This window comes from Pseudoalteromonas sp. Z9A4, assembly GCF_011378845.1.
In the GTDB taxonomy this organism is placed as follows: Bacteria; Pseudomonadota; Gammaproteobacteria; order Enterobacterales; family Alteromonadaceae; genus Pseudoalteromonas; species Pseudoalteromonas arctica.
This window is the reverse complement of record NZ_WTLA01000029.1, coordinates 41,373-50,683: the sequence shown is the minus strand read 5'-3', so window position 1 is coordinate 50,683 and position 9,311 is coordinate 41,373. Positions and strand designations below refer to the sequence as shown.

8 protein-coding genes are annotated in these 9,311 nt (G+C 40.7%); 5 read left to right on the top strand and 3 right to left on the bottom strand.

Annotation, left to right across the window (positions count from 1 at the left end; translation table 11 throughout):
• Positions 1–177 precede the first annotated feature (177 nt).
• A complete protein-coding gene (locus GQR54_RS16875) occupies positions 178–1,203 on the top strand; it encodes a DUF2971 domain-containing protein (RefSeq protein ID WP_166379153.1) in 1,026 nt (341 codons plus the stop codon).
• A 110-nt stretch (positions 1,204–1,313) separates the two neighbouring features.
• Here the strand turns inward: GQR54_RS16875 and dapD are convergent, their stop codons facing one another.
• The 3 genes from dapD to map all read right to left on the bottom strand — a co-directional run bounded on the left by dapD (position 1,314) and on the right by map (position 5,621).
• Positions 1,314–2,141, bottom strand: coding sequence for a 2,3,4,5-tetrahydropyridine-2,6-dicarboxylate N-succinyltransferase (gene dapD / locus GQR54_RS16870; protein ID WP_002958324.1), 828 nt, complete (start codon positions 2,139–2,141; stop codon positions 1,314–1,316).
• A gap of 9 nt (positions 2,142–2,150) precedes the next feature.
• On the bottom strand, positions 2,151–4,769 hold the full coding sequence (gene glnD, locus GQR54_RS16865) for a [protein-PII] uridylyltransferase (RefSeq protein ID WP_007580974.1): 2,619 nt from the start codon (positions 4,767–4,769) through the stop codon (positions 2,151–2,153).
• A gap of 66 nt (positions 4,770–4,835) precedes the next feature.
• Positions 4,836–5,621 carry a type I methionyl aminopeptidase gene (map, locus tag GQR54_RS16860; protein WP_007580976.1) on the bottom strand — a complete coding sequence of 262 codons (786 nt, stop codon included), beginning with the start codon at positions 5,619–5,621 and terminating at the stop codon, positions 4,836–4,838.
• 271 nt (positions 5,622–5,892) lie between these two features.
• Here map and rpsB point away from each other — a divergent pair, with 271 nt between their 5' ends.
• The 4 genes from rpsB to frr all read left to right on the top strand — a co-directional run bounded on the left by rpsB (position 5,893) and on the right by frr (position 9,054).
• Complete coding sequence (gene rpsB, locus GQR54_RS16855) at positions 5,893–6,621, top strand: 30S ribosomal protein S2 (RefSeq protein ID WP_007580978.1); 729 nt, start codon at positions 5,893–5,895, stop codon at positions 6,619–6,621.
• A gap of 103 nt (positions 6,622–6,724) precedes the next feature.
• The gene (gene tsf, locus GQR54_RS16850; RefSeq protein ID WP_166379151.1) at positions 6,725–7,576 is read left to right on the top strand and encodes a translation elongation factor Ts; all 852 of its coding nucleotides are present in this window, start codon (positions 6,725–6,727) and stop codon (positions 7,574–7,576) included.
• Between the two features lie 157 nt (positions 7,577–7,733).
• Positions 7,734–8,483, top strand: coding sequence for a UMP kinase (gene pyrH / locus GQR54_RS16845; RefSeq protein WP_007580982.1), 750 nt, complete (start codon positions 7,734–7,736; stop codon positions 8,481–8,483).
• 13 nt (positions 8,484–8,496) lie between these two features.
• A complete protein-coding gene (gene frr, locus GQR54_RS16840) occupies positions 8,497–9,054 on the top strand; it encodes a ribosome recycling factor (protein WP_024599058.1) in 558 nt (185 codons plus the stop codon).
• Positions 9,055–9,311: the final 257 nt, after the last annotated feature.

The window sequence follows — 9,311 nt, the reverse complement described above, 5'->3', positions numbered from 1 at the left end:
GAGCTCACTGTCTTCCCGATGTGACAAGTGCTAGCTAAACACTCATCAAGAAGAGATACAAGGTTGGGTAGAGTGAAACGAAACCCAACTTTTTACGTCTTAGAATATTCAATTTTATTATTTTCTCTAAAGAGTTAGACTCAGAATGAAGAAGGTTAATCATTTAAGGCTTTAAATATGGAATATGTTTATCACTACACTTCTGCAGATGGTTTAAAGGGAATTTTAGAGAGTAAAAGTTTATGGGCTACTAATACAGAGTATTTAAATGATTTTAGAGAAATTAAGGAAGGTATTGATACGATAAAATCGCTTAGACAGAACTTGTATGAATTTTCACAAAGAAAACTCGAAAAAATCTATGCCAAGCATAAAAATATGCCTTTAGAGATTATCCAAGAAGCAATGCAAAATAAAAAAGTGCATCTCGCAAATCATTTTTTAAAGTTTCTGTGGGATATAATTGATAATAATAGCATTGATGAAATTTACACGACTTCATTTACAACTAAGCATGATAGTTTAAATCATTGGCTTACCTACGGGTCAGAGCAAACCTCATACTGTATAAAGTTTAACAAAGAAAAGCTATTTGATGATATGTATTTCAGGCAACGAAAATTTTTGAGTGGCTATGATAATGTTGACTACGAACCGGCTACGAATATTTTTCACTCTTTGCTCGAGGAACATTACCTTCCAGAGGTTTTAGGTTACATCTTAAATTCAAATTTAGATTTAGATTTAGATTTAGATAAGAAAGAACTTGATAAAAAATGTGCTATAGCTGCAATTGAAATTTTTAATGAAGTTATTTTTAAGATTGCCAGTATTAAAGATAGAGCATTTAAGTATGAAGAAGAGTATCGTTTTACCCTATTTCATCCTGGTTCGGTAATGCTAAATGACGATGACCAAATTGATTACTTTGATTTCATAGATTCTTCTGATATCGACTTTTTAGAGCAAGGAGAGCAAGGAGAGCAAGGTGGAAAGCACTTTCCTTTATGCTATCGCACTCTTAAATCTGGCATTATAGCCCCATATAGAGCGATACCTTTTCCTAAAAATTCAATTGAAGAAATTATAATAGGACCATCAGAAAATAATGAGTTGGCTGTTAAAGGCTTAAAGTCCCTTTTGAGTTCATTAAATTTTGATGTAGAAGTATCTAGCACTAAAACTTCATTTAGAAGAATTTAAAAAAGCTCTAAACTTAAAGAGCTTAGAGCTTTCTATACAATTAAAGTTTAGCTAAAACACTTAACTTCAAAGTATCGTTGGGTTTCGTTTCACTCAACCCAACCTACGTGCTACTCATCAATTGAGCGTAGTAGGGCGTTTATGCCTACTTTTTCACGTGTTTGTTTATCTACTTTTTTTACGATGATTGCAGCGTAAAGGCTGTGGGTGCCATCTTTTGACGGTAGTGCGCCCGGTACAACTACTGCGCCTGCTGGTACGCGGCCGTAGTGAATTTCGCCAGTTTCGCGGTCATAAATACGGGTGCTTTGGCTGATGTAAACGCCCATTGAAATTACCGCGCCTTCTTCAACAATTACGCCTTCAACAATTTCAGAACGTGCGCCAATAAAGCAGTTGTCTTCAATGATAGTTGGGTTAGCTTGTAGAGGCTCTAAAACGCCGCCTATGCCTACGCCACCTGATAAATGTACGTTCTTACCAATTTGTGCACACGAGCCTACAGTTGCCCATGTATCAACCATGGTGCCGTCATCAACGTATGCGCCAATATTTACGTACGATGGCATAAGTACTACGTTTTTACCTACAAAGCTGCCTTTACGCGCTACTGCGTTTGGCACTACGCGCATACCGCCTTGCTGAAATTGCTCTGGCGTGTAGTCGCTAAATTTAAGTGGTACTTTGTCGTAAAACTGGTTTACGCCGTCGTTCATTGGTTGGTTGTCGCGAATACGAAACGACAGTAAAACTGCTTTTTTAAGCCACTGGTGTACAACCCATTCACCTGATATTTTTTCGGCAACGCGTGCTGCGCCGCTATCAAGTAAATCAAGTGCGTCGATAATAGCTTGTTTTACGTCGCTTGATACTGTGCTTGGGCTAATACTATCGCGGTTGTCCCATGCGTTTTCGATCATCGTTTTTAAATCTGACATGTGTGTCCTCTATTCTGTTTCGGCGTTGAATTTTTTACGTAATGCCTGATGAATTTTTGCTTGCTCTTCATCAGTCAGCGCTTGGTATTCGTTATTAGATACGACAAAGAAATCCTCGGCACGTTCACCTACCGTTGTAATACGGGCAGCGTGAATGTGTAGTAAATGCGCTTGGAAAACTTCGGCTATTTTGGTTAGTAAACCTTGTATATCGACGGCTTGAATTTCTATTAAGCTACGGTCTTTGCGTGCATGTGGGCGCAACACAATTTTAGGTTTAATATTAAAATCTTTAAAGCGTTGAGAGCGGCTTTTTTTAAAGCGAATCTTTTTACGCGGATCGCTTAGTGCTTGCTCAAGCCCACGTTTAATTGATTGCGCTCGACCACTTGCAATAGGGTCGCCACTTACTTCAAGTATTACAAAGCTAAACAAGACGTAGCCGTCTTTTGTGGTCAGTACTTGCGCGTGTTGTATTTGCGCTTTTTTAGAGCCAATCACACTTACTAATCGGGCAAACAGTGGGCCAGAGTAGGGGCTGTATACAAATACTTGTGTGCCACCATGCATAGCTTTGTTAGATACAACAACACTTGGCTGGCTTAAGTCTGTGCTACTTAATAAATGCTCACTTTGCCATGATATTTGCTGTTCGCTAAAGGCGGTAAAGTAGTTGGCTTTAAAGCGGCTCCAAATTAAATCAATTTTTTCCTCTTGATAACCCAGATTTATTAAGCGTTGTTTAGCTTGGTGCTTTTTGTCGCGAATTTGGTCGCGTTGATCCATTGGGTTTTCGAGCCCTAGACGCAAAGCGCGTTGCGTGTGTAAGTATAGCTCACGCAGTAGGGTGTTTTTCCAATCGTTCCATAAGTTGTCGTTGGTTGCACGTATGTCGGCAACGGTTAAACAATATAAGTAGTCGAGTTGGCGCTCTGTTTTAACGCGTGTAGCGAAGTCTTTTATTACAGCAGGATCGTTAATGTCTTTACGCTGTGCGGTAACCGACATAAGTAAATGATTACTTACAAGCCATGCAACGAGCTTTGCATCCACCGATGAAAAACCATGTAATTTAGCAAATGCTATTGCGTCAACAGCGCCAAGTTCTGAGTGGTCGCCACCTCGGCCTTTAGCAATGTCGTGAAATATACCGGCTAAATAAAGTAGCTCTGGTTTGTCCATTCGAGTGACTATTTCACTACAAATAGGAAACTCGCTAATGCCTGTTTTATCAAAATATTCGTAAATGTTTTTGATTAATTTGTGAGTGTGCTCATCTACGGTGTACGCGTGAAACAAATCAAACTGCATTTGCCCAAATATATTACGCCACTGCGGTAAGTAGGCGGCAAGCATGCCGTGCTTGTGCATGAGCGTAAATGCGCGGCCCATGCCGTTAGGGTGTTTAACTAAGCGCAAAAAGGCTTCGCGACAGGCTGCGTAATCTTGCAAATCGCCCAATAAACGACGGCGCACTTGGCGAATAGTACGAATAGTACTTGGGTAAATATGCGTTATTGCTGGGTTATCGGCTATGTGCTCAAACAATACAAAGAGTTGGTCGCGTCTAAAAAATACCGACGGATCTTTTACGCGTATTTGATGACCTACTTGCTCAAAGTTTCTGTCGAGTTCTATTGCTGCCACAGCACTACTTTCGGGCATTATACTTTGTTCAAAGTATGAAAGTAGCATTTGGTTAAGTTCGCGCACGCGGCTCATTATTCTAAATAAGCGTTTCATCATACGCTCAACAGAGGCTTTACCGTCGCTACCAAAACCTAAAATTTCGGCGGCTTGCGGTTGATGATCAAACAATAAGCGGTTTTCAGCTCGACCTGCAGCTAAATGCAGTGCAAAGCGAATGTTCCATAGGTTTTCTAGGCACTCAGAAAGCTCTTGAAACTCTTCGTGAGTTAAGTATCCGTGGCTTATTAACTCTTGCAGGGTTTCGGTTCTAAAATGCTTTTTTGCCACCCAAATAATGGTTTGTAAGTCGCGCAGACCACCGGGGTTTTCTTTAATGTTTGGCTCAAGATTATACGCTGTGCCGTGGCACTTTCTGTGGCGTAAGTTTTGTTCTTGAACTTTGGCAGTAAAAAATTCACCTGAGCGCCATACTGGCGTTTCAAGAATATGCATTTTGAGTTTTTCAAACTCAATGTGGTTACCAAAAATAAGGCGGCTTTCGAGCAAGCTGGTGGCAAAAGTAACGTCTTCACGTTTTTGCTCAATGGCTTGTTCTATCGTACGCACGCTGTGACCAATCTCTAAGTTGAGATCCCATAGCATGGTGACAAACTGGCCTATTTTTTCGCATATTTCTTCGCTTGGCGGTTTAGTTACAAGCAATAAAAAGTCGATGTCGGAGTAGGGATGTAGCTCACCACGTCCGTATCCGCCTACCGCTATTAATGCTAAATCAGGTTCGCGCGCTAAGTCGTAAACATGAAAAAGCTTAATGAGTAGGCGGTCAATAAACTCAGCCCGGGCATTAATTAAATTCCCAACCGGTTGTTTAGAAAATTCGTTATGTAACCATTTATAAAAATAGCTAGAACAATCGCGATAATCACTAAGTTGCTCTGCATCGCTAAGCAACTTTTTTACTTTGTTGGGTAATGCCACGTGGGCTGGCTCCTTGTTGAACCTTTCACACGGATAAGAATTTTCTTATCAAGTGTTTCGGTTTTATTAGTGTTCTATGATCCGCTCGATAGTATCATCTGATCGTAGCGTTAAAATTTCAACACCATTTTCAGTCACTAATAAAGTATGTTCCCACTGCGCAGACAAACTACGGTCGCGTGTTACTACTGTCCAATCATCTTTAAGAAGCTTACATTGGCGTTTACCCGCATTAACCATAGGTTCAATAGTTAAACACATACCTGCTTTTAAGGCCTCGCCGGTACCGGCTTTACCGTAATGCATTATTTGTGGTTCTTCATGAAATCCTGCGCCGATACCGTGGCCGCAATATTCACGTACAATTGAGTAGTTAAAGCTCTCTGCATATTTTTGAATTGCTGAGCCAATATCACCCAAGCGCACACCTGGTTTTACCATTTTAATAGCAAGGTATAAGCTTTCTTGTGTTACTTCTGCAAGACGCTTAGCTTGAATGTTTGGTGTACCAACGTGGAACATTTTAGATGTGTCGCCGTGGTAACCATCTTTAATGACAGTTACGTCGATATTTACACTGTCGCCTTCTTTTAATGCTTTGTCATTTGGAATTCCGTGACAAATAACATGATTAACTGACGTACAAACTGATTTTGGAAAGCCATGATAATTTAACGGAGCAGGGATTGCTTGTTGCACATTAACAATATAATCATGACAAAGTGTATTTAGCTCATCGGTGGTAACACCTGGCACTACATGAGGGCCGATCATTTCAAGTACATCGGCCGCTAAGCGCCCAGCTACGCGCATTTTCTCTATTTCTTCAGGGGTCTTGATAATAGCGCTCATTGAGGCTCCAAAGTTGAGTTTTTAACATTTATCGTCGAACAAATTTTGCACGCGACGTTGAGTATTTAATTTTAATATGGTATAAAGCGCGCCGTCTTTTTACAAATAAATTCTTAAATGATTTTTTGTATTTAAGGCAAACACAATTTTATTTTAACACACACACGTATCGTCACATACACTTGGGTGCATTTGAAGTTTAATTACTTCGGTGTTGGTGCTATGGGATATGTGGAGGCCTAACCCTAAACAACTATAGAGGATCTATAAAATGGCAAACGTTTCAATGCGCGATATGCTTCAAGCTGGTGTTCACTTTGGTCACCAAGCACGTTACTGGAACCCTAAGATGAAGCCTTTCATCTTCGGCACACGTAACCGTGTACATATCATCAACCTTGAGCAAACTGTACCAATGTTCAACGACGCACTTAAGTTTTTATCAAGTGCTGCAGCAAACAAAGGTAAAGTTCTTTTCGTTGGTACTAAGCGCGCAGCAAGCGACGCAGTTAAATCAGCTGCTTTAGAAAGCGACCAGTTCTTCGTAAATCACCGTTGGTTAGGTGGTATGTTGACTAACTGGAAAACTGTACGTCAATCAATCAAGCGTCTTAAAGACCTTGAAGCACAAAGCCAAGACGGAACTTTCGAGAAATTAACTAAGAAAGAAACGTTAACGCTTAACCGCGAAATGGAAAAGCTTGAAAAGAGCCTTGGTGGTATCAAAAACATGGGCGGTCTTCCAGATGCGCTTTTCGTTATCGATGCTGACCACGAGCACATTGCTATCCGTGAAGCAAACAACCTAGGTATTCCAGTTGTTGCAATCGTAGATACTAACTCTAACCCAGACGGTGTTGATTACATCGTACCTGGTAACGATGATGCTATCCGTGCTGTAAGCCTTTACACTAGCGCTGTTGCAGCTGCTATTACTGAAGGTCGCGAGAATAACATCGTTGCTCAAGCTGAGAAAGACGATTTCGTTGAAGCTGAGTAATTAGCTGTCATCAAGTCTTCATCTTTTTAAGGTGAAGACTTGCTATTCTTGTCGAGCGGGTAACCCGCTTATCTAACCTGATTTCAGATTTGAGGATTTACTAATGGCTGTAACTACTGCCCTAGTTAAAGAATTACGCGAGCGCACAGGCGCTGGCATGATGGATTGTAAAAAAGCGTTAACTGAGACTGATGGCGACATCGAGTTAGCGATTGAAAACATGCGTAAAAGTGGCGCTGCTAAAGCTGCTAAAAAAGCAGGTAACATTGCTGCTGAAGGTACTATCATCATCAAGCAAAACGCGGGTGTTGCAGTACTAGTAGAAGTTAACTGTCAAACAGATTTCGTTGCAAAAGACGTAAGCTTCTTAGCATTTGCTAACAAAGTTGCTGACGCTGCAATTGCTGACACTATCTCTATCGAAGACTTACAAGCTAAGTTTGAAGAAGACCGTGTTGAGCTAGTTACTAAAATTGGCGAAAACATCAATGTACGTCGTTTACAGTACGTAACTGGTGAAAACCTAGTTGAGTACCGTCATGGCGATCGTATCGGTGTTGTTGTTGCGGGTGTTGCTGATGAAGAAACACTTAAGCACGTTGCAATGCACGTTGCTGCATCTAGCCCTGAATACTTAACACCTTCAGATGTACCAGCTGACGTTGTTGCTAAAGAAAAGCAAGTACAAATCGAAATCGCGATGAATGAAGGCAAGCCTGCTGAAATCGCTGAGAAGATGGTTGTTGGCCGCATGAAAAAATTCACTGGTGATGTTTCTCTTACTGGTCAAGCTTTCATCATGGAGCCTAAGAAAACTGTTGGCGATATTCTTAAAGAGAAAAACGCAACAGTTACTAGCTTCGTACGTGTAGAAGTTGGTGAAGGTATCGAGAAGAAAGAAGAAGATTTTGCTGCTGAAGTTGCTGCTCAAATTGCTGCTGCTAAAGCTAAGTAAGATTACTATTTGTGAAGGATAATGAAATTAGATGCAATTAAAGTACTATTTGGTTTTGCTTCGCAGCTAGAAATTCTTTAAAATAACCGCGCTTTTATGTTTAACATAAGCGCGGTTATTTTTTATCCATAATTCAATAAAAGTTGGCCCCAATACTATGACTATCAATCGCAAACCTATTTTTAGACGTGTTCTTCTCAAATTAAGTGGTGAAGCTTTAATGGGAGACGAAGGCTTCGGCATCGATCCTAAAGTTTTAGACCGTATGGCACAAGAAATTAAAGAGCTAGTAGAGCTCGACGTAGAAGTGGGTTTAGTTATTGGTGGAGGTAACTTTTTACGCGGTGGATCACTTGCAGAAGCAGGTATGAATCGCGTAGTAGGCGATCACATGGGTATGCTTGCAACGGTTATGAACGGCCTTGCAATGCGTGATGCGCTACACCGTGCATTTGTAAATTGTCGTCTTATGTCGGCTATTCCACTTAATGGTGTATGTGACGCTTATAACTGGGCTGAAGCAATTAGTTTATTGAAAACTGGCCGCGTAGTTATTTTTGCAGCGGGTACTGGTAACCCATTTTTTACTACTGATTCTGCAGCATGTTTACGCGGTATCGAAATTGAAGCGGATACAGTAATTAAAGCGACTAAGGTTGATGGCGTATACAGTGATGACCCTGTTAAAAACCCAGATGCGACGCTTTATACCCACTTAAGCTACAATGAAATCATTGAAAAAGAATTAAAAGTTATGGATTTAGCGGCATTTACTCTAGCCCGCGATCACAATATGCCATTGAGCGTATTTAACATGAATAAATCAGGCGCGCTAAAACGCGTAATTATGGGTGAAGAAGAAGGTACACTTATTTCTTCACAAGCCTCAGATGAAATAATCAAATAATTAGGATTAAACCGTGATTAACGATATTCAAAAAGACGCGCAAGCGCGCATGCAAAAAAGTGTAACTGCACTAGGTAGCCAATTATCTAAAATTCGTACTGGCCGTGCACATCCTGCAATCCTAGATGGCATTATGGTGTCGTACTACGGTGCACCAACGCCTTTAAACCAAGTTGCTAACGTAACAATTGAAGATTCTCGTACACTTGCTATTGGTGTATTTGATAAGTCTTTAGCGCAAGCTGTTGAAAAAGCAATTATGGCATCTGACTTAGGTTTAAACCCTATGTCGGCAGGTACTGTTATTCGCGTACCACTTCCTCCACTTACAGAAGAGCGTCGTAAAGACCTAATCAAAATTGTACGTGCTGAAGTTGAAGGCGGTCGTGTTGCTATTCGTAACATTCGTCGTGATGCTAATGGCGATGTAAAGGGTTTATTAAAAGATAAAGACATATCTGAAGATGAAGCGCGTCAATCAGATGATGCGATTCAAAAGCTTACTGATAAGTTTATTAAAGAAATGGATACTTTATTAGCTGCCAAAGAAACAGAATTGATGGAAATCTAAGTAAGGTCCTGTTTATCTTTCGAGGTTGAATTTGCAGCAGTGTGTTTGGTTTTTAGGCAAGGCAGAGCCTATATAGTGTGGTTATTCCCCATAATTAGGCGATAACGATGCATAAAATCCAAACACGCGCTGCCCAAAGGGTTCTGCCTAGGGGCGATTAACTCTTTGTTACTCGATTTTTACTTAGTCCACTAGGTTACAAATCTCGCGCCGCGATTAAGTCGCTCCTAGATTGAACAAATTACAATCCTGAAAGG